At 58.9% G+C, this 18408-nt stretch carries 22 protein-coding genes and 1 pseudogene; 10 read left to right on the top strand and 13 right to left on the bottom strand.

All coding sequences use genetic code 11. The features are described 5' to 3' along the window. The first annotated feature begins 9 nt into the window (after nt 1–9). From WKB25_RS14230 to WKB25_RS14200, 7 genes and pseudogenes are all read left to right on the top strand, one after another. Entirely contained in the window at nt 10–960 is a 951-nt protein-coding gene (locus WKB25_RS14230) for a Dyp-type peroxidase (RefSeq protein ID WP_340571309.1), read from the top strand. Between the two features lies 1 nt (nt 961). Continuing rightward, nucleotides 962–1507, top strand: coding sequence for a mechanosensitive ion channel domain-containing protein (locus WKB25_RS14225; protein WP_340571307.1), 546 nt, complete (start codon nt 962–964; stop codon nt 1505–1507). A 24-nt stretch (nt 1508–1531) separates the two neighbouring features. After that, nucleotides 1532–2185 (top strand): DUF1345 domain-containing protein, encoded by a 654-nt coding sequence (locus WKB25_RS14220; protein WP_340571305.1) that lies wholly within the window; start codon nt 1532–1534, stop codon nt 2183–2185. A gap of 41 nt (nt 2186–2226) precedes the next feature. After that, nucleotides 2227–2343, top strand: a pseudogene (locus WKB25_RS14215) (winged helix-turn-helix domain-containing protein); the annotation flags it as partial. 69 nt (nt 2344–2412) lie between these two features. After that, nucleotides 2413–2754, top strand: a complete 342-nt coding sequence (locus tag WKB25_RS14210) for an ATP-binding protein (protein WP_340571304.1) — start codon at nt 2413–2415, stop codon at nt 2752–2754. A 105-nt stretch (nt 2755–2859) separates the two neighbouring features. Continuing rightward, the gene (locus WKB25_RS14205) at nt 2860–3429 is read left to right on the top strand and encodes a TetR family transcriptional regulator (RefSeq protein WP_340571303.1); all 570 of its coding nucleotides are present in this window, start codon (nt 2860–2862) and stop codon (nt 3427–3429) included. Between the two features lie 62 nt (nt 3430–3491). Then, nucleotides 3492–3968 carry a nuclear transport factor 2 family protein gene (locus WKB25_RS14200; protein ID WP_340571302.1) on the top strand — a complete coding sequence of 159 codons (477 nt, stop codon included), beginning with the start codon at nt 3492–3494 and terminating at the stop codon, nt 3966–3968. A 342-nt stretch (nt 3969–4310) separates the two neighbouring features. On the opposite strand, the gene WKB25_RS14195 is transcribed toward WKB25_RS14200, so the two are convergent. The 3 genes from WKB25_RS14195 to WKB25_RS14185 form a co-directional block, all read right to left on the bottom strand. Further along, entirely contained in the window at nt 4311–4787 is a 477-nt protein-coding gene (locus WKB25_RS14195; RefSeq protein ID WP_340571300.1) for a hypothetical protein, read from the bottom strand. A 24-nt stretch (nt 4788–4811) separates the two neighbouring features. Beyond that, nucleotides 4812–5168 (bottom strand): hypothetical protein, encoded by a 357-nt coding sequence (locus WKB25_RS14190; RefSeq protein WP_340571299.1) that lies wholly within the window; start codon nt 5166–5168, stop codon nt 4812–4814. A gap of 819 nt (nt 5169–5987) precedes the next feature. Then, complete coding sequence (locus tag WKB25_RS14185; RefSeq protein WP_340571296.1) at nt 5988–9806, bottom strand: hypothetical protein; 3819 nt, start codon at nt 9804–9806, stop codon at nt 5988–5990. An 836-nt stretch (nt 9807–10642) separates the two neighbouring features. Between WKB25_RS14185 and WKB25_RS14180 the strand changes: the two genes are divergently transcribed. Further along, on the top strand, nt 10643–11236 hold the full coding sequence (locus WKB25_RS14180; RefSeq protein ID WP_340571295.1) for a hypothetical protein: 594 nt from the start codon (nt 10643–10645) through the stop codon (nt 11234–11236). Between the two features lie 623 nt (nt 11237–11859). Continuing rightward, complete coding sequence (locus WKB25_RS14175) at nt 11860–12195, top strand: DUF3653 domain-containing protein (protein WP_340571290.1); 336 nt, start codon at nt 11860–11862, stop codon at nt 12193–12195. On the opposite strand, the gene WKB25_RS14170 is transcribed toward WKB25_RS14175, so the two are convergent. From WKB25_RS14170 to WKB25_RS14125, 10 genes are all read right to left on the bottom strand, one after another. Further along, nucleotides 12090–13205, bottom strand: a complete 1116-nt coding sequence (locus WKB25_RS14170; RefSeq protein ID WP_340571289.1) for a zonular occludens toxin domain-containing protein — start codon at nt 13203–13205, stop codon at nt 12090–12092. The two genes, WKB25_RS14175 and WKB25_RS14170, sit on opposite strands and share 106 nt — an antisense overlap. 10 nt (nt 13206–13215) lie before the next feature. Next, complete coding sequence (locus WKB25_RS14165; RefSeq protein ID WP_340571288.1) at nt 13216–13500, bottom strand: DUF2523 family protein; 285 nt, start codon at nt 13498–13500, stop codon at nt 13216–13218. Further along, nucleotides 13500–13805, bottom strand: coding sequence for a hypothetical protein (locus WKB25_RS14160; RefSeq protein WP_340571287.1), 306 nt, complete (start codon nt 13803–13805; stop codon nt 13500–13502). Before WKB25_RS14160 ends, WKB25_RS14165 begins: the two co-directional genes overlap by 1 nt. Before the next feature lie 80 nt (nt 13806–13885). Next, a complete protein-coding gene (locus WKB25_RS14155) occupies nt 13886–14413 on the bottom strand; it encodes a hypothetical protein (RefSeq protein WP_340571286.1) in 528 nt (175 codons plus the stop codon). 588 nt (nt 14414–15001) lie between these two features. Further along, entirely contained in the window at nt 15002–15262 is a 261-nt protein-coding gene (locus WKB25_RS14150; RefSeq protein ID WP_340571285.1) for a hypothetical protein, read from the bottom strand. A 247-nt stretch (nt 15263–15509) separates the two neighbouring features. Beyond that, on the bottom strand, nt 15510–15836 hold the full coding sequence (locus WKB25_RS14145) for a single-stranded DNA-binding protein (RefSeq protein WP_340571284.1): 327 nt from the start codon (nt 15834–15836) through the stop codon (nt 15510–15512). Nucleotides 15837–15838: 2 nt separating this feature from the next. Further along, a complete protein-coding gene (locus WKB25_RS14140; protein WP_340571283.1) occupies nt 15839–16684 on the bottom strand; it encodes an adhesin in 846 nt (281 codons plus the stop codon). A gap of 211 nt (nt 16685–16895) precedes the next feature. Next, entirely contained in the window at nt 16896–17069 is a 174-nt protein-coding gene (locus tag WKB25_RS14135; protein WP_340571282.1) for a hypothetical protein, read from the bottom strand. A gap of 305 nt (nt 17070–17374) precedes the next feature. Further along, nucleotides 17375–17542 (bottom strand): hypothetical protein, encoded by a 168-nt coding sequence (locus WKB25_RS14130; RefSeq protein WP_340571281.1) that lies wholly within the window; start codon nt 17540–17542, stop codon nt 17375–17377. Then, nucleotides 17532–17654 carry a hypothetical protein gene (locus WKB25_RS14125; RefSeq protein ID WP_340571279.1) on the bottom strand — a complete coding sequence of 41 codons (123 nt, stop codon included), beginning with the start codon at nt 17652–17654 and terminating at the stop codon, nt 17532–17534. Before WKB25_RS14125 ends, WKB25_RS14130 begins: the two co-directional genes overlap by 11 nt. Nucleotides 17655–17954: 300 nt before the next feature. Between WKB25_RS14125 and WKB25_RS14120 the strand changes: the two genes are divergently transcribed. Next, nucleotides 17955–18407 carry a DUF3693 domain-containing protein gene (locus WKB25_RS14120; protein ID WP_340571293.1) on the top strand — a complete coding sequence of 151 codons (453 nt, stop codon included), beginning with the start codon at nt 17955–17957 and terminating at the stop codon, nt 18405–18407. Nucleotide 18408 lies beyond the last annotated feature (1 nt).

The raw sequence follows: 18408 nt of genomic DNA, 5'->3' as shown, positions 1-18408 counted from the left end.
GAGCGTTCAATGAGCTACGCGACGCCTCAAGCCCCAGAACCACAGCCGATCGATGCGCCATTGTCGATCTGTGCATCCTTCCTTGTTCTGACCATTGAGCGGGACACCTCGTCTCTATCCACGGTGCGATCGGTGATAGGGAGCCTCGACGACCTGATCAAGAACGTGCTCGTCAGGGACCTGACCGGAACCTTTACCTGCAATCTCGGGATTGGCGCCGACGTCTGGGGCCCGCTCTTTGGGACAGCGCCACCGGCTGAACTGCGTCCCTTCCGAGAGATCCGAGGCGCAGCGCATACCGCAGTTTCCACGCCAGGCGATCTCCTGTTCCACATCCGCGCCAGGTCAATGGATCTTATTGTCGCGTTCCAGCAGATGCTCCTCGAGTGCTTGGAAGGCTCAGTTGCAGGGCAGGACGACGTCAGCGGATTCAGATACTTCGACGGTCGCGATCTGCTGGAGTTTGTCGACGGCACTGCCAATCCAGTGGGCTTGGCGCTCCCCGAGGCGACTATCGTCGGGACCGAAGATCCCGCACACGCAGGCGGGAGCTACGTCGTCACACAGAAGTATCTTCACGATCTCAAAGCCTGGAAGGGTCTTGGCACCGAGCTCCAAGAGCAGATCATCGGCCGCAGGAAATTCACAAATGTCGAGCTTCCCGACGCGGCAGAGGCAGATCAGAAGTCGCACAAAACGCTGTGTACCATTACAAAGGATGGGATCGAACACGATATTTTGCGGGACAACATGCCGTTTGCAAGACCGTCTAGCGGCGAGTATGGGACGTACTTCATCGGCTATTCAAGGCATCTTTGGGTAGTCGAACAGATGCTTGAACGAATGTTCATCGGCAACCCTCCACCGCTTCATGATCGCATTCTTGACTTCTCAAGAGCGGTGACTGGCAACGTTTTCTTTGTCCCATCCCGAAACGCGCTCGCCGCGATGGCTGATTAAGATGCAGAACACTCTTGACGCGCTGGTGAATCCCTCATCCATCATAGGTGCAGTGGCGATTGGGGCGCTCATCGCCCTTCTCGCCACGGTCAGTGCCGCACTTCTGAGGAGGTCAGCTCACCGCATCGGTGCACGGCTTACGGATGGGACCACGCTCCAGTTTGCAAGCGTGTTAGGGCAGTGGTTGATCTACCTGCTGGCCGTTGGGCTCTATGCACACCTTATCCCTGAGCTCAGGACCCTCGGGTCTACGATGCTTGCGGGGGCGGGCATCCTTTCAGTTGTAGTAGGCTTGGCAGCGCAGGACACCCTCGGCAACCTGATAGCGGGGTTCTCGCTCCTGATGTCAAAAGCGATGCGCGTGGGGGATACCGTTCGCGTCTATGCACCCAATGGGGTCATCGAAGCCCGGGTGGAGGGTATCTCGCTTGGTTTCACAACCCTCCGGGATGCGCAAGGGAACGAGGTCGTAATTCCAAATGGTGTTGCCATGGGTAGCGCCATTGTTCGAGTTGCCCATCCAGACTCTACAAAGCAAACTGACTGAATGCAGCGCCAGCGGAGAGAGAACGTGAACAAGCTTTCGCATGCTAGGGCAAGCTTCTACCTGGCCGCCGGGGCTGGGATCCTTGCTTGGGGTTGGGCCGTTCACACCGCACCCTATCTGGCGCTGGTGGTGGGCGTTGATGTGTTCTTCGTTGCCTATCTGATAAGGACCTTGGCGTCCGTTCCTTCTTACGACGCTCAACGCCTGCGGCAGAACGCAGGCCACCGGGACGAACCCCTGTGGCTGGTACTCATCATCACCTTGGGAGCGGCAGCTCTGGCCGTGGGGCTGGTCATTTCCGTAAGTGGAAAAACGCAACACGAGCCGCTAGAGCTGGGGCTGACCCTGGCGTCGCTGCCTCTTGCCTGGTCCACCATCCACGCAATGATGGCTTGGCACTATGCGCACATGTACTGGAGACAATCTAACAATAGTTGCGAGAACAAAGACGAACAGGATGGCTATCACGGGGGACTGCTTTTCCCCGGAAACAAACCGCCAGGGGCGCGCGATTTTCTCTATTTCGCGTTCATCATCGGAGTGGCTGCACAGACTGCAGATGTCTCCATCTCTTCGTCGAAAATTCGAACAGTAAGTCTGCTGCATTCACTGGTGGCCTTCACCTTCAACACCGTACTTCTGGCCGCAGTCGTGAATGTTGTGGTGGCGCTGGCTTAGCCTGATCGTCCCGCGCCTCTAGCGAACGGGCGACATGTCCCAGCAACGCAGTGGATGTGCATGTCCATCAGTTGCGACGCAAAGTCGACGCCGGTATCGTCCGCACTGTCCGCGGTATCGGCCATGCCCTTGGCACTTCTTCTGAGACCAACGAGTGAGCTCGATGCGCTAGCGCCGCTTCGTTGCCGATGCCGCTCACGAGTTGCGCACGCCGATCAGCGACAGAAGTGGATGCCCTGCGCACATTCTTCGACCTCAATCGGCAGTATCTTGCGCTTGAACTGGAAAGCGTGGAGGTCAAGGGAAACGAGGCAGCCCTGACCGCGTTGATCCGCAACGTGCTGGAGAATGCCATCCGCTACACACCTGTGAAGGGCAGCATCTTCTTCGTCTGCGTCCGCCGCCAGGGAAACACGGCGACATTGATCGTGGCCGACAGTGGTCCGGGCATCGCGGTGGAGGAGCGCGAGCGCGTCTTCGACAGGTTCTACCGTGCGCTCGGCTGGGCGGCCTGGAGGTACGCGTGGGATGGCCGGCGTATGCCGCTGATTGATCTGTCGTTGACCTGAAAATATCAGACGCACTAACAAGCTGAAGCGCCTGCAGGCAGGTGTCATCCAGCACGTGGTGCCAAACCTGTTGACAAGGTAGAACGATCGTTCTACATTGGGCGCGTGGACAAGACGACGAACGACACCCAACACAGGATCCTCACGACGGCTGAGGCGCTGATCTATCAGAACGGAATCCATGCCACCGGCATGGACCTGCTGGTGAAGACCTCTGGCGTGGCGCGGAAAAGCATCTATCGCCACTTTGAAAACAAGGATCAGGTCGCCGCTGCGGCGTTGAACGCGCGCGATGTCCGCTGGCTGGCCTGGTTTCGCCAGGAATGCGACAAGGCCGACAGCCCCGAAGCGCGCATCCTGCGCATGTTCACTGTGCTCAAGGGGTGGTTCACCTCGGAGGGCTACCGCGGCTGTGCGTTCATCAACACGGCCGGTGAGGTGGGCGACCCCGATGACCCGATACGCAGGATCGCCAAGCACCATAAGCAGAAGTTGCTCGATTACACGCTGGAACTTGCCGAGCAACTGGATATCGAGCAGCCCGCCGCACTGGCGCGGCAGCTGCTGGTTCTCATGGAAGGCGCCATTACCGTGTCACGCGTGATGGGTGACTACGACGCCGCAGACACCGCAAGGGATGTTGCGCAACTGTTGTTGAAGCAGGCCAGGCGCTAAGGCCTGGGTAAACCCGATCCCTCGAAGCAACCCGTTCATCCATTTTGATTGGAGGCCCCACCGTGTCCGCTGAACAAGTCCGTCCCCCGTTTCCCCCGTTCACCCTTGAATCGGCGATCCAGAAGGTCCGCCTCGCCGAGGATGGCTGGAATTCCCGCGATGCCGACAAGGTCTCGCTCGCCTATTCGCCCGACACCCGGTGGCGCAATCGTGCCGAGTTCACCCATGGGCGCGACGAAGCCCGTCACTTTCTCGCCCGCAAGTGGAAGAAGGAGCTCGAGTACCGTTTGATCAAGGAGCTGTGGGCTTTCACCGGGAACCGTATCGCGGTGCGCTACGCCTACGAATGGCATGACGACTCCGGCAACTGGTTCCGGTCCTATGGAAACGAAAACTGGGAGTTCGGCGCCGATGGCCTTATGGAGCAGCGGTTTTCCTGCATCAACGACATGCCGATCAAGGAAAGCGAGCGCCTGTTCCACTGGCCGCTGGGGCGTCGCCCGGACGATCACCCGGGGCTCTCTGATCTGGGCTTGTGAGGGGAGCCGGTCGATAGGCGCGACGGCCCGCTGCAGCGGCTGCATGCGCGGTCGTCCTGCGCGACCGTAGCCGGCTGCGCCGTCAACACATGGGTCCACGCAGTAAGCATCCTCATTGCTAGGCTGCATCCAGGCCCGTTCATTGCCTGCGATTTCGCGGCCCACTTTGCGGAGTCGCGGGCAGCGCGCTGTGCTGGCGCTACTGCGAATGACTGCATCGCCACCATCGGAGCAGGGACGGCGGCATGCTGCATGTCTGCGTGGGGCAGCAGGACGGCGCCTTTCCTTGCGCGCGGGCTGGGGCAGGATGGGTGAGGCGGAGGCGTCGCCGGGGCTGCACTTCTACCTCCGCACGCCACACCGCTCATCCTCAGGCATATCGCCAGCAAGCGTCAGCAGCAGCCGATCCTGCAGCGTAGGCTCCTGCACGCCGGACAGGATCTGCTCCAGATAGCTCAACGGCTCCAGTGGCCACCGCAGCGTGGCCTTCAGGGGGAAGATCGCAGGCGCCCGATGCTCGGTACCCAGCGCAACCCTGATCAACAGAAGCGGCGGCTGCCTCTCCACGTGCAGCACCGGCACGCCCTTGCACTGGATCTGGAAGGAAGCCGAAGCGGGCGTCCCCTCCAGGAACTCGAAGCCTTCCCGCGCCCGCGCCTCTGCGAATCGAAGCGCGTGGCGACGCAGCGTCCAGAATGTCTCATCGGGAACGCCACGGTACGCGAGCACTTCCGGCTCAACAGGCTCTGGCCAATGCATCTGTACTGCAACGACCAGCGCCAGAATGAGCACCCACATCACGCCGTGGCGCACCTTCATTTCAGGCCCCACCGAAGTGATCCTTCACTCTGCAGGCTGCAGCCGTTCGCTTGCGTGCGCTGCGAGCCCCAGGCCGGCCATGATCAGCCCTTCCATCACCCGGTCGCCGACGTACTGCTCCGGCTCGCCGTTCTGGCGGGCGCGTTCGGCAGCCAGCAGCACTTCCAGCACCACGCGCAGGCCTGTCAGCGAGCAGTCGGCATCGGCTAGCGCCATCTGCCGGCCACCTAGCTGGTGCCGCTCTGGCCAGGGCTGGCCGTTGGCGGCCACGCCCGAGCCGATGCTGTGCAACAGCGCGATGAGGGTGTTGGGATCCACGGCAGGCCCGGCCGAGGGTGCCTCGTGGATAGGCTGAGGGGCAGGGGAGTAGGGCGTGGTCATGGCAGGGCTCCTTGCGTGCAGGCAGAAGCCGCCACCGATAAAGGTGGCGGACGATGCGTGGTTCGAAACCCGGCGTACGCTAAACCGGCGGGCACAAGGCCCCCACGCACCGCCCGCCATAGCCGGCAGACGGATTGCCAGCCGGCACCACGCGCGGTGGTGCCGGCTGGCAAGCGTAAACATCAGCGTACAACCGGGGTTTCGAAGCCCGACCACCGGTGTTCGGTGGCATGGCAAGGAATACGCCCGGTTGTGCGCGATGCCAATACAGTAAGGGCAATGCCGTCACCGTTTTCGACGTTTTCAGAATCGTTGCATAGCAGGGAAGGGCGCTAGAGGCTTGGCCTGTAAGGGTTTTCGACTATTGCCATTTACTGGGGATGTTGTTGCTGCCGCCCGTCTTACGGTCTCGCGGGTGGGGCAGATGCGACAACTGGTCGGCAGAGTCGGGGCTCGTTAGAAGCCCTTTTGTCGTCGCCTCAGCTCGATCCAGCTAGACGGTATTGGACCCCACCACAGAGCCAGGCGATACGATCGCTTGTTAGCCGCACCCGATCGCCCTAAGATCGAGCGGAAATACGGGGTCATTCAACAGATAGTCAGGGGTCTATGGGAACTTCAGACGCAATTGCGGCCTTGGCGTTGATGGTCAGCCTTGCATCTGCCTACATCAGTTTTAGGGCTTTCAAGCACTCTGTTAGTGTTCACGATCTGGAGTCAAGCTTGGCCTTTGATCGCGACAGATCCGAATTACTAGTGCAGGTCGAGCAAAGTCGCAAATTATTCTCTGCTGCAAGGCGAGAGATTGAGCAAACTCAGTTAGCGCCGCTTCTTGAAAACGATGAGCCGTCCCTTCTTCGGGTTCCAAGTGCTAACGATTCCTCGAATCTTGAGGTGCGTAAGCAGAGCAACATGGGCCGGATCATCCGGCACGCTAGGATTGTCTCGACCAGGCTTGGCTAATTTCCGGTAAGGATCACGCATGCCAACAAGTATCGCCTTCAGCTGATCTTCCGCGATGCTATCCAAGTGATCCCCAAGCAAGTGAACCATTAGGGTCGGAGACACTCCGGCCTGGGCGAACTTGATCATTAGCTCTAAAGGAAGTTCCCACCCATCCGTTGCAGCATACCGAGCGATCTCCACCATCGCTGGCAGGCTTGTTCCCTCAGCATACGTAACAGAATTCTCCATGACCGCATGCTTTACAGTCACGTCGACCAAGGCGCTTGCCATCAGCTTGGGCAGGTCAGGTCCAACCAAGGCCGGGCTCATATACTGCACAAAGCCATTAGACACTGATATGACGCGCTCTCGGGTGTCCCACGAAGCGGCTTTCAGATGCTCATACGTCGCAGCCTCGTCCTTAATGATCTTGTTCTTTACAAGGAGCGGGAACAGGTCCCCATCCTCAACCGGCACATCTTCTGCGGCGAACACTACGTCAAGCTTCCGTACGATCAAGGCGCGCAGCTTGGCTGCTAGCGTAGCTTTGGCCTGAAGCACTGCCATGGCCGCCCTGGACTTCTGCTCCGACCCCGAATCGCTCTCCACTCTGATGCCACGCTCGCGCTTCAGCACCGCAGCCAAACCCTCATCAACCTTACCGTAGTGATCAAGATAGGCAATAACATTGCGAAGGGACGCAGGAAATCTTCGTTGGGCGGCCAATACAGGGTACACGGGGGGTGGTGCATTGCTTAAGTCATCCACAACACACTCGGTAGAAGAGTGCTCTACGAGCGTGGCAATCAGTGGCATGGGCCGCTGACGGACATCCTGAAGGATCTGAGTGAATCGTTCGACAGATCGAATGGACCGCTCTTTTGGCTCCAGCAACTGGACATAAACTGGAAGATTGGCGATAAGATAGTTGTACACATAGATGTGCTTGCCGAGCAGAACATCCAGTGCGATATCTAAATCCCCGTCATTGATGCGCGCAAGGTTATCCCGGCTGATGGCATAGAGGTTGCGTGACGCAAGCTCTTGGACCAATGCGCGAGGTAGCGGGGTCAGATCAACAAGCTTCAACTGGGCTTTCGCGAAAAGCCATGCGACCTTTGCGGCAACATCCTGAACTTGTACGTTCTCGCTCAATAGGTCGGGGAGCTTGGAGTAGTTCTCGGCCAGATAATGGCGGACGGGCAGATCAGTCTTGTAGTCAACGCCAGCCTTCAACGAAGCCAGGGCAATCCCGACCAGCTCTCTCTGCAGAGTATCGGTGATCGGGTCAAGCGCGACCAACCATGTGAGAACACTAGGCGTTAGAGGCGCTAGCTGTCGGATGAGTTCGCCGCTGAACTCGCCGCCACTCACATAAGCTCTCACGAAGGCGAGCTGAGCCTCTCCACCTTCAGCAATGGACTCGATCATGACCTTCGCGAGGCTTGCGCGAGCCTTGTCACGCAGGAGGTAATCAAGAAGTCGTATGTTGTAAAGCGCAGAATCGGCTAGGGAACCCGCACCGACTTCGAGGATGACAGCCTTCGCGTCCTCTTCCTCCAGCTGGAAATTGATATCTGCCTCTGCTCGCTGAAAATGATGGACAACGAAGTTCATCGCGGCAGATGTGGTGCGAGTTCCGTGGAAAATTGCGGTACAGAGCGCGAAGTTGCGATTGATGTGGCCCGCACGCACCAGCTCAAAGGCAAGCCGAGAGGGGAGCACCTTACGCACCAACTCACGCAGGTCACCGACACCGAGGCGCGGCCACAGATCACGGCGCGCTATCAGCTCATGGATATCCGCGCGCCGAAGGAATCCCGCAACGTCCCCCAGCGCGGACAGGGATGCCACAACGGAGTCGCGATCGCTCTTGTCCCATTCGTCTTTAGAAAAGGGGCCGATGGCTGCCTGAAGGTTTTCACGTTGAAACGATAGAGTGGCAATGTGACTTTGACGGAAATACAGCTGCGCCTGGATCAAAGTATCGTCTGTAGCCTCGATGAAATCGCGCCAGAACGAAGCGCCTTGGACGTCCTCGTCCGAAACAGAGCTCCCGCCTCTAAGCATCAAAATGCGATCAAAGGCGTACTCGCTCGCCTTGGCGACCTGCTGGACAAACGCCGAGAGCTTCGTTCCTAAGACTTTGCTCCGCCCCTCAATCCCATCGATGGTGGAGATGCGCTCAGACAGGCTCGCCGATTCAATCGCTACCGACCGCAACCCATCGCCCGACAACTTTCGTCCAACCCTGTAGAGTGCATCAAGGCGACTCGCTCCAAGACGGATGGCTTCGAAGTCAGATAGGTGCGTGCTCTTGTAGAGCATCATTGCAAACAGCTCGCTTTCAGATATAAGAAGGCGCTTTCCGTCCCCTGATCGAATCCGCTCGCGGAACAAGATGAACTCGTTACGGACGTTCTTGAGTAGCCGCATGTCTGGCACGTAGCGACTAACCAGATCGATTAGCTCAGGGCTGATTTCAAAGTCGTTGGAGCCGAAGAGCCGGATAGCAACGTTCTTGGCGTTGTAATGAGTTATGAACGGAACAACAGGAATGACCAAGTCAAAGAACTTGGTCCTGTTCGCACGACTGCTCTCCAGATGCGACTCTGCAGCGTCATCGCCATCCAGTCCAATAAGTCCGTTGACCTCCTGTATCCAGTGCGTCGGCGGCTTCTGTTCACCGGGCGAGCCCTTATCGGGATTCGTGCCGTCGGTAAAATGCGTCGCTTTGACGGGCTCCGCCTCGGCGTCCGCGCCCAGCTTCTCAAAGATGCTGTCCTTCATTGCATAGATGAAGCGCACTGGGCTATTGCGACGAGCATTGAGCAAGGTATTCAGCGCTCTCAGTGTCTCAAATATGTGCGTATCGTCGAACCGGTCGATGTCCTCAAAGACAACGATGTTCCTCCCGGACACGTCGAAGAAGTAGAAGATCTCGTCAAGGTACTGGTCGAAGTAAGTCGGATTGTGCTTATCCAACGTAACGGTTGCGGGTCCCGCCGAAAGCTGTTTTACCGTCAACCTGCCGTAGGTAAGCCGCCTGAATGAAAAGGCGAAAACTGCCGACGCGGCGAACACATTGAGATGGGCCCATTGGGACGAGCCACTCCAGCTGAGTGCGTCGGCAAGCTTGTCTGACCACCCCAGAAGCATAAATCCAACTGAGACCGCGACACCTATCAGGCACGCGGCAGCGACCTCCCAGGACGTGTCGAAGTGCTCGATTCGCTTGAATCTGGAGGCTGGCGTCCTCCGCGGATCTTCCCGATAGAGAAGCTGCTTGACGATCTCGCGCTGAATTCGATTGGTAACACTATTGGACACATCTGCAGGATCCAGTCCTGGAGCCGCAGGCGAAAGTGCTGAAAGGGAGATCTCCACGACCTTGTCAGGCGCTTGCTGCACTATACGCTTGAGAATACTGCTCTTGCCGACGCCATAGTTGCCAGAAAGGGCAATATTGCGCACGCTCTGGTTGCCGAGCGCATGCTGAATCTCTCTGAAGTACACCCCGTGGTCAGCTTCCTCGTATTCTGGGGTAAGAGGCAACAACCCCAAGGGAGGGGACTCCTCCGGGTACTCGTGCTCTTCCTTCCCAGTAGCGGCTTCTACGAATACAGCATCTGAGCTGAGGGAGGGGATCGACGCATCCTGAAATCCGTCCTCAGGCGAGTTTTGGCCGTTCATGACTTCCTGTCCAAGTGCCTCATGCGATATGCCAAGCGTAGCGCAGGCCGAGGCGTGGAAACAGTGGTCGGCCGGGGGCTCGGCCTTCGGTGCCGCACTCCCGTTGGGCGCCCTGCGATCTTCAACAGCCCTCACTCCATCAGGTTCCCGGATTATGTCCGGCGTGCCATTACCTAACCGGACAATTGGATTTCCAATGACACAAACGAGGCCATTGAGCAGATGGAGATTTCGCATTGCTGCCAAGCGACGCCGCCCACTGCAACGGAAGCGTGAGCATCGCTATGGATCGGGCGTTCGCTCGCCAGCGGCAGGGCTGAGGCGATAAGCTTCCCGCAATTATAAGGGGAAGCTCATGCTTAAAAGGATTTCAGCAGGATTGCTGCTTATTTCGCTTGCCTGCTCTGCGCAGGCTCAGTTGCAGTCCGCAACGGGCCCAAGAGCCAAGCCATTGCCGCCCGCGCCCAAGGCTGCCTACAACTCAATGTCGAAGAGCACCACGCCCTTCAACTGCCAAGAATCGGCATGGCCGAATCATCCGCATCCGGGTATGAAGGCGTACTGCGAACAAGTTGAGGCACGCACTCTGTCGAGTGAAGCCCAGCGCGCTGGGCGGCCAGGTCCATCGAGCAGCGTTATCGGCCTGCCGCCCTTGGGGTCGGAGGCTTCCAAACGCTCGGGAACCGCCTGCATCGGTGGTCAGGCATTCCGAAAACTGCCGAACGGCTGGGAGCAGATCCACGCTCCCGCAGGCGGCTGGCAGCGTTGCCGCGAACGCTAAGCGATCTGCAGGACGAACTGGATCAACAGGGTCTACTTACATTAGGGGGTAGGGGATGGATATCTGGAACGAAGGTTTCGTTGGCGCAATCTTTGGCGCCGTCATTGGTGGTGGCGCTTCCCTGCTTGGAACTTGGCTCACGCTTAGGTCACAGCGGATGCAGGCTGCCGACGATGCTAGGTCGTTGATCAGGGCAACGCTTCAGGCAATTCACGTTGAGGTTCGAACGGTACACAGGCTTTACGAGTTGACGATGACCGTGCGGATTGAACACCTTCCGGAGGGCCAACCTCTACAGATTTATTATCCGATTGCAGAGGACTATTTCACTGTATTTCGGGAGAACGCCGACCACATTGGACACGTCCCAAACGTTGCACTTCGCACCGCAATCATTGAGTGCTACACGCTCACCAAGTCGCTGATTGACACTTACCGCTTCAACAACGAGCTCGTAGGCAATCACGAGGCCGCGCACTTGGAATTTATGCGAAATCCAACAGAGGCTAATGGCGTAGAGCTCAAGCAACGCGCTGAAGCCATGGTTATGTATACAGATTCAATTCGAAGCTCACATAAACTTGCAGTCGACAGCTTCCAGAGGCTTGATGCCATGCTCATAGCGGCACTTTCCACGCCAATTGCTTGATGGGGGTATGGGGACGGCGCCACTACGAAAGCGCCTTACACGCGCTGGCGTGGCCTCGGCCCATGGCTCATGTAGAACTCATAGAACTCATTGGACGGTTCGCCGTCGGAACCGGACACATCCGTGCCCAATCGCCGCTCTCGGCGAATTCTGAGGGCATCGGCAAGGTGGATGGCGCTGGATTTCGTTGCAGCAGAAGCCTGCCGGGGCCGTACCGATCGGGTGACCACCTCGGTCCGTTCCTCAGCCATCATCAGCCGCCATTCCCGTGCAATGTTGCAGGTCAGGGACCACCTGGCCATATCGCAGGGTTCAAGCTGGTGACCCCTCGGGGGTGAACATGTGGCCGCCCTGAAAGCCGAAACCGGCCCAAGGGCCGGTCAGATCTATGCGGTCGTGCGGATCGATCTTGATCATGCTGCGAGCTCGTCCTTGTCGGGTGAGCTAGCGGGCAGGCAAGAGCCGAGCCACAGCCGCAGCCATTGCCATGCGGAGCCCGCGAAGGTGTGGATTCGGGAGATCCTTGATTTCGCATAATGTATATTATGTTCAAGATCCTGCAGGGGTGGCTGGCACGCATCTTGCCCACCCCACGGCTCCTACGTTGGCATGGAGCCTGATCAATGCGTGATCGGAAACTGACCGGCCCTTGGGCCGGTTTTTCGTTTAAGGGCGGCCGACTGGTGACGCCCGAAGGTCGCGAGCTGGAACCGCAGGATCTGGCCTGGCTGTCACTGACTGCAGCACAGGCACAGGAATGGCGTCGCTTGATGGAAGGACGCCGGAGGCCAGCCAAGCCCCGTCCGTTCACTGCAGCCAGCGTGGTCTGCCTTGCCGACGCCATAGCCGACCGTCACCACAGCGACGGTATGGGCTCGACCCGCTCAAAAGTGCCCTCAGCGCCGATCACGGCACCGGGTGTGCCGCCACTGGCCATCTTGCCACCGCGCAGCTCCTGAGCAGCCACAGGCGCCGCAGCAGGCGCCGCCCCAGCCGCTTCCTTATACGGATTGTAGGCCGGGCCCCAGCGGGCCATCTGCACGCACTGATCAATGCGGATCTGCCATTTCGTGCCTTGCTCCGTGAGGCAGGTACACGTGCGGTCGATCCCTTCACCAGATGACATGCAGTAGAGCCGAGGCTCCGACTTGACCTCGCGGCCATCCATTGCCGGCATGGACCACGGAAGCTGTGCCAAGCGCGGTGTGTGAGCAGCCAGATAGTCCTGGGTGTTGCTGTAGCGCTTTTCTGAAGGTTGAGCCAAAGCTGCACCCATACCACCCCACAAGGAACCTGCAGACGAAGATTGCTTAGGCGAAGCTGCAGCTGCAGCTTCCGGCTTAGGTGTGCTCGGCCCCCAAAAGAACCACCCTAGCCCACCAAGGATCAACAGTGCGGCCATCACGAAAAACAGCTTGGCGATGCGCTGGCGCCAAGGAACCTTCGCCTTGGCCGTGTGGACCTCGGCCGAATCGTAGTCAGCGTAATGCTCGGTGGGGTATTTCCAAACTTCGAACTGAGCCTTGCTACGCAAGGCTGATGACTTGACGTCTTCATAGCACTCAGTGAAGCGGAACAGTCGAGCAGACCCCTTGTCGTAGCTGATGAGGTGTTCATGCGATGAAATCAGCGGACGCAAGTGCGAGTCCAGGTACATGGGACTCTGTGTGATCAGATAGATATCAATGCCCTGATGCCGATGCGTTTCCAGATCGAGCACTTCGGGCGGAACAGGACGACCGCCAGCACGCTGGCGCCAGACGTTCTGAGCCTCATCAATGAACAACACCGCGTTAGAAGGTAACTCACGCCACCGACGCGGATCTTCGAAAGGCTTGACGAAAGGCGCCCTTAGCCCACGGAAGCCGAACGCATACACATCCATGCCTTCGCCGTGACGCCGGTACATCATTTGAATTGCACGTAGCGACTTGCCTGCGCCGTTCTGACCGGTAATCAAGTGCAGCATGCCCTACCCCCTACTTCTTCTTAGCAAGGCGCATTTTCAGCGCGCCTGCAGCTGCTGCAGTGGCGTACGCCGACAACACCAACGTGACGTACCTATCCACGTTGAGGAAGCCAACCCACGCAAGAATTTCGCCGGGCGCGCCATTCATCGACGCTTTAATCTGATCCAGCAGTGGCGTTACCGCAAAGGTCTGGGTCATGAAATTGATGCCCAAGAACGCAAGCGCCGACAAGATCCACTGACCGACCCGTGTACCGAACAGCCGGGAAAGACCGGCCAACAATGGAGCCCACATTAGCCACCCCCTGTGAGTGAACGACCAAGGATCACGGAAGCGTGCAGCCACCCGAGGAACAGCACGTACGCAGCGAGAACTGAAGCGCCCTGGCACAACACGTCAAGGCCTTTAACGCCCATCTGAGACAGAACTGTGTTGTTCAATGCGGGACAAGAGCCGCCACCGAGCCAACCGCCCGCATCGAGGCCATCAATGCCGACGCTATCGCTGATGCCAACGAAGTCTGCTGGGTCGAGAGACTCGCCATAGTCCTCATCACCGTTGCCCTCTTTCGTGAGCTTTTCCACGGCACAACGCAGCATATGCACTTGCTTCAACTCAGCACATGCAACGGGATCGCCGCCAGTGCATACAAACTGCTGCGCACATGTGCCGTCACCGGTCAGTGTGCCGTCGCCGTCCCCCTGACCGGTGCCGCACAACTGCTGACGAACAACCGCAACCTGAGCGCAGGCAACCGCGTTGCCTTCGCACGTGTACGTGGCCTTGCAATCACCCGGGTTGCCAGTGACCTTGCCGCCCAAGCCTTCCGCTTGGCACCCAGCACGCCATTGCTGGAATAGCTGCGCACACTGGATCGCATCACCGCTGCAAGCAGGAGGTTGCGAACAGGTACTGCTGCCGGTACCAGACCCACCGCCGCTACCGGGATCGGTACCACCACCGGGATCTGTCCCGCCGCCATCTCCTGGACATGGCTTCCCATCGGTACCAGTAGAGCCAGCCGGGCACGGCTCAGGCTCGGTACCGCCGTCCCCACCACCACCTCCATCACCACCACCATCACCGCCACCATCACCGCCGCCATCACCCCCACCATCACCCCCACCATCACCCCCACCATCACCGGGATCAATGCCGGTATCAGGCGTAGGTGCTGGCGCTTCAGCAGACGCGGTACACATGCCATAGCCTGCACCGGTTGCGTCGTTGAAGGTGGAGTAGTAGTGACCGCCAGCGCCATCGCCATACAACCCATAGGTGCAGCCGTTGTGGCAAACACGCTGAGTGCTAGAAGCCCAGCCGGTTTCTTCAGGGCGCGACAAACACAAGCTTCCAGAAGGGTATAGACGACCGATCACAGTGCGATTGATGCCCGAGGTGCAACTATTGAGGGCAACTACAAATTGCACCTCACCGGCCGTTGCCGATGTAAGGCAGTACTGATACGTCTGACTCGGTATATCCATCTTCGATTTGGCCATAGCTGCAGCTGAAGCCGCAGCGGCGTAAGCCATGCCCTGATCAGCACAACCCGAATCCCTATCAGGCGGATAAGCCGGGCTGCAGTCAGCCCAAGCAACAGCCGGGGATAGAAACAGCAATGCCACTAACCAACGGGCGCCCATCACTCTAACTCCTGACTGCCGAGCCACATGGCGCCAACCATGCAGACGTACACGAAGTAACCGATGTAAGGATGCTGTAGCAGTTCCATAAAGCCTCCCTTCGAAACAAAAAAAGGGAGCCCCGAAGGGCTCCCCGCGATGCACCGCGATCAGGTGCCCTTACGCGGCAGCTTGGCGGCACTGATGCCCAGGACGATCAGCGTGATTGCGGCAGCGACCGCAATGGCAATGAGGCCCTTGGTGGTGATGAACGAGGCAGCATCGTCCACGCTGGTCGGCATCTCGCTCTGTGCGAACGCCGAGGCAGAAACCATGGAGCCCACAACCACTGCAGTCATCTTCGACGCAGCAGCCTTTGCACGGGCCTTGAAGGACGGACGCTTGGCGACGAGCACGATGTTCTTTTCCATTGCAACACTCCTGTTTTGATGGGTTAACGATCAAGGCGTGCACCTTTGCGAACCAACACCGCCGCCACCACGCCGACCCACACAAGGATCGTGGCCCCACCGAGGGCCGCACCCTGCTCTGCTGTGAGAGGCGGAATGGACGTAGGCGGATCGACCCAGACAACGGTGGTGCACTGCCCGCTGCTGGAATCGAACTCTGCACAGGCCGCGTACTTGGTCACTGTGTGCTCAGTACCGGCCATGACACTTAGCCCCCGACCTTGGAAGTAGCAGCAGGCTTACCCGGTGCGTCTTCGATGCGGAGCAGCTTCATTTCGTAACGGTTGATTTCGAGATTGCCGTACTCGCGGTTCACCGAAATGGAACCGGGAGCAAGCGTGTAGAAACCGGGCTCATAAGCGACCGGGCCAAGGTCACTGTCCTGGAGACTGATTTCAAAGCGGTCGGGGTAGTGATGACCGTTGTGGAGGTAGGCCTCTTGCTTGTGCATCTTGTAGGGCTTGCCGCTGGACTTTGAGACACCCTCAAGGGTGTTGACGGCCTTCGACACGATTTCAATGCGAACGTCGGACATAGCTATGCGCTCCTGTGCTGTATGTGGAATTGATCGCCATCGGGTGTAAGCACTTCGATATGACCCCGATGGCTAAGGGCGATACCGGTACCGGTGAAGCCGTCGTAATCGAACGGCGAGAAGAAGGCCCAACCTGAGGACAGGCCAGCCGTGAGAACCCACGCAGACACCTTGGTAGTAACAGAGGCGCCGTACTTGGTTTTTTCAGTGATCGAGATGTGCTTTTTCTTGGGATGGCTTTCGTGATGAATCACGCCCTTCAACCACCTGGGCGCAGTGGCGAACGCAACCGGTGCACGCTCCAGCATCTTCAAACCGCCGAAGCCCCACAGACGCGCACCCTTGGGCAAGTGATGCCCCGACTTCGACTCAGCTTTGCTCGCGTACTTAGTGATGTAACCAACAGGGGACTTTGCGAACACGGCATTGGTTGAGCCATGTGGCCACCAACCTTGCTGATCGGGCAACGGCGGAGTAACACCCTTCGGGAACCACGCCACGATGTGATAGTGCGGACGACCAATTTCGGTCAGTTCCATCACCCACACGTAGTGGAACTCCGGAACGTCTTTTCCCTTCGCATTACGGCGAAACCAGTTGCGGTAGTGGTTCAACAGCAGCGAGATATGACCCGGATCCCACTGGCCGTCATGACGGTACGTGAGCGTGATCAAAGCCACTCGATAAGGACTGTTGCGCGCATAGATACCCTTCTTCCCGCCCTGCCTGAGAATCGGTGCACCGAACGCATCACGAAACTTCAGATCGATGGAGAGGGCCGACGCCTTGACGCCTTTCGCCAGCTTTGTGAGGCGAGCTTGCTTCATGGAGGCAGTAGTGATTTCCATCACTCAGCCCCCGCAGGCCGCGCAAGGCGAACGTTGTGATGCTGCATGGCCATCTCGATGGCGAGATTGCGGGCGTCGCTCCTACGAGCGCAGACAACGGAGTCAAGGCAGCAAGTGCCGAGATAGACGGAAGCCACGTAGACCATGACCTGATGCGGCCCAAAACCACGGGCGGGAATCGGATCAACGCGCCATTGAACCTGAGTAGCCATTAGCGACCACCCCGGCGCACTGCGCCGTACCACCACGGGGCGGTGATGACTGCCAGGGCGAACAGACCCACGGCCAACTCAGGGGATGCGATGCAAAGCGCCGTGTAGGCCAGCGCTGCGGCTGCGATGGTTGCAACAACCTTCAACAGCTTGAAGAAAGGATTTTGGTTCATGGCTGCGGTGGCGTCCTGATTACTTATGACTTGTCGGATAAGGAGACAAGCCCAGCTCGGCGCTACGCGCCTCGCGGCATTGCAGGCACTTCCACGCGGCACGAACACGCTTCGCCAGAGGCGAAATGCCAACGGTTTCGTAGTCGTAGAGGCGCGCGAGGTGCCACGCCTGTTTCCATTCGGTACGCGTCATAGAAAGCCCCTGTAAGCCCCGGTGTGGGGTTGCTGCAGTAGTGAGGTGAATCGGCCCGGTGCTGGGTCCACGTCGAACGCAACTTGCGTTGCAAGTAGCGCCCGCCATGGACCTAGCGCATGCGCTTGCGGCGCTGCAGATCGGCAAACAAGGCCCACAGAAGCGCCACGCCGAGTGCGATGGCACCAATCAGGTCTCGGTTCTGTTCGATAAGAGATTCAGGGAAGCCAAGAGGCGGAGCCCCAACCACCTCGACGGTGGACGTGGTGTCAGTCGCCATAACCCACCCTCCCCTGCTGCAGCTCGGCGACCGTTTCCGGCTCATCGGGTGGCGTTGTGTCGGTCGATGCGGCAGCTCCCGCGGCCAGCGTGGCGGCGACGGCTACGACCATGAAATCCCGCTGACGTTGCTCCGCTGACCTGGCCCACTGCCAGTAGCGGTAGAGCCGAACCGCCGTGAGCGCTGCCCCCAGCGCCATGAGTGTCACGAAAGCCCCGAGGAGAAGTAGAACCCCCGGTGGCTGTACCGCCAGCCACAAGCTCATAGAGCCCCCTACGCGTCCCTGTGTCCCTGTAGACCCCGCCTCACCGGCACAGGGGAGGCCGGGGGCGGGTGTTGAGTGATCACTCAACGAGGCGCATGTAAACTGATCGGGAAACACGTGTCAACTGATCGATCAACTGGAGCCGCCATGACCGCCGTCAACGAACTACTTGACAACGTGAAAAACCGCCTGAACCTCGCGTCAGACATGGCTTTGGCCGAACGGCTGACGGTCACACGCTCGCTGGTGTCCAGGTGGCGGAAAGGGGACACGCCGCTGGCAGACGAACGAATTGCGCAAATCTGCGCACTGGCAAAGCTTGATGGACCGACATGGATTGCACTGGTACACGCGGAGCGAGCCACCACAGCAACGGAACGTGCCCTGTGGCGCCTAATGCTGGACAGGCTGAGCGCGGCGGCTGCGGTCGTCGCGCTGGTAGCGCTGTCGATGCCGGGCCTCGCAAACGCAAAAACCGCCCAAATTCAGGCGGTTAGCGGTGCCGAGAACGGCGGTATGTATATTATGTTCAAGATCCTGCAGGGGTGGCTGGCACGCATCTTGCCCACCCCACGGCTCCTACGTTGGCATGGAGCCTGAT

Source organism: Stenotrophomonas sp. G106K1, assembly GCF_037969685.1.
In the GTDB taxonomy this organism is placed as follows: domain Bacteria; phylum Pseudomonadota; class Gammaproteobacteria; order Xanthomonadales; family Xanthomonadaceae; genus Stenotrophomonas; species Stenotrophomonas lactitubi.
This window is presented reverse-complemented; position numbering and strand designations above follow the sequence as displayed.

What these genes read in the sequence shown, in the direction of transcription:
- WKB25_RS14185 (WP_340571296.1), bottom strand. Translation starts at nt 9,806, where the DNA reads ATGAACGGCCAAAACTCGCCTGAGGACGGATTTCAGGATGCGTCGATC.
- WKB25_RS14155 (WP_340571286.1), bottom strand. Translation starts at nt 14,413, where the DNA reads ATGGCATGTGTACCGCGTCTGCTGAAGCGCCAGCACCTACGCCTGATA.
- WKB25_RS14140 (WP_340571283.1), bottom strand. Translation starts at nt 16,684, where the DNA reads ATGGAAATCACTACTGCCTCCATGAAGCAAGCTCGCCTCACAAAGCTG.
- WKB25_RS14130 (WP_340571281.1), bottom strand. Translation starts at nt 17,542, where the DNA reads ATGGCGACTGACACCACGTCCACCGTCGAGGTGGTTGGGGCTCCGCCT.
- WKB25_RS14145 (WP_340571284.1), bottom strand. Translation starts at nt 15,836, where the DNA reads ATGTCCGACGTTCGCATTGAAATCGTGTCGAAGGCCGTCAACACCCTT.
- WKB25_RS14165 (WP_340571288.1), bottom strand. Translation starts at nt 13,500, where the DNA reads ATGTGGGCTCCATTGTTGGCCGGTCTTTCCCGGCTGTTCGGTACACGG.
- WKB25_RS14120 (WP_340571293.1), top strand. Translation starts at nt 17,955, where the DNA reads ATGACCGCCGTCAACGAACTACTTGACAACGTGAAAAACCGCCTGAAC.
- WKB25_RS14180 (WP_340571295.1), top strand. Translation starts at nt 10,643, where the DNA reads ATGGATATCTGGAACGAAGGTTTCGTTGGCGCAATCTTTGGCGCCGTC.
- WKB25_RS14125 (WP_340571279.1), bottom strand. Translation starts at nt 17,654, where the DNA reads ATGGTCGTAGCCGTCGCCGCCACGCTGGCCGCGGGAGCTGCCGCATCG.
- WKB25_RS14150 (WP_340571285.1), bottom strand. Translation starts at nt 15,262, where the DNA reads ATGGAAAAGAACATCGTGCTCGTCGCCAAGCGTCCGTCCTTCAAGGCC.
- WKB25_RS14190 (WP_340571299.1), bottom strand. Translation starts at nt 5,168, where the DNA reads ATGACCACGCCCTACTCCCCTGCCCCTCAGCCTATCCACGAGGCACCC.
- WKB25_RS14170 (WP_340571289.1), bottom strand. Translation starts at nt 13,205, where the DNA reads ATGCTGCACTTGATTACCGGTCAGAACGGCGCAGGCAAGTCGCTACGT.
- WKB25_RS14135 (WP_340571282.1), bottom strand. Translation starts at nt 17,069, where the DNA reads ATGAACCAAAATCCTTTCTTCAAGCTGTTGAAGGTTGTTGCAACCATC.
- WKB25_RS14230 (WP_340571309.1), top strand. Translation starts at nt 10, where the DNA reads ATGAGCTACGCGACGCCTCAAGCCCCAGAACCACAGCCGATCGATGCG.
- WKB25_RS14175 (WP_340571290.1), top strand. Translation starts at nt 11,860, where the DNA reads ATGCGTGATCGGAAACTGACCGGCCCTTGGGCCGGTTTTTCGTTTAAG.
- WKB25_RS14160 (WP_340571287.1), bottom strand. Translation starts at nt 13,805, where the DNA reads ATGCTGCGTTGTGCCGTGGAAAAGCTCACGAAAGAGGGCAACGGTGAT.
- WKB25_RS14195 (WP_340571300.1), bottom strand. Translation starts at nt 4,787, where the DNA reads ATGAAGGTGCGCCACGGCGTGATGTGGGTGCTCATTCTGGCGCTGGTC.
- WKB25_RS14225 (WP_340571307.1), top strand. Translation starts at nt 962, where the DNA reads ATGCAGAACACTCTTGACGCGCTGGTGAATCCCTCATCCATCATAGGT.